This window comes from Bacillus pretiosus, from assembly GCF_051294775.1.
GTDB lineage: Bacteria > Bacillota > Bacilli > Bacillales > Bacillaceae_G > Bacillus_A > Bacillus_A wiedmannii.
The window spans coordinates 1-296 of sequence record NZ_JBPPHF010000307.1 but is presented as its reverse complement, the minus strand read 5'-3'; the positions used below and the strand labels follow the sequence as shown (position 1 = coordinate 296).

Annotated in this window: 1 protein-coding gene; it reads right to left on the bottom strand. The window is 65.2% G+C overall.

Annotated features, from left to right (window positions below):
* A partial coding sequence (locus tag ACSG5Z_RS31000) for a hypothetical protein (protein WP_435712875.1) occupies window positions 1-272 on the bottom strand: 272 nt, incomplete at its 3' end.
* Window positions 273-296 lie beyond the last annotated feature (24 nt).

The window sequence follows — 296 nt, the reverse complement described above, 5'->3', positions numbered from 1 at the left end:
AGATGCCCGTGATCACGCGGCAACCTGGGCTTGGCCTGGGCGATCGCCGCGCGCAGGCGCTCCCACCCGATCTTCTCGCCGCGGATCAGCGCACCGATCTCCTCATCCGGAACGCCGGGGTCGGTGACGATTTCCATCAGAACGTCCAGCAGCGCCTGACGGTCCTCTCCAGTCTTCCCTCGTTCGGCCAGCCGCTGCTGCATCTTCCGTTCGGCAGCACCGAATTTCACCGAGATCGCCTGATCGAACAACCCCACCACCACAACCACCACAACCCACCCCCACTGGGCCAGCAC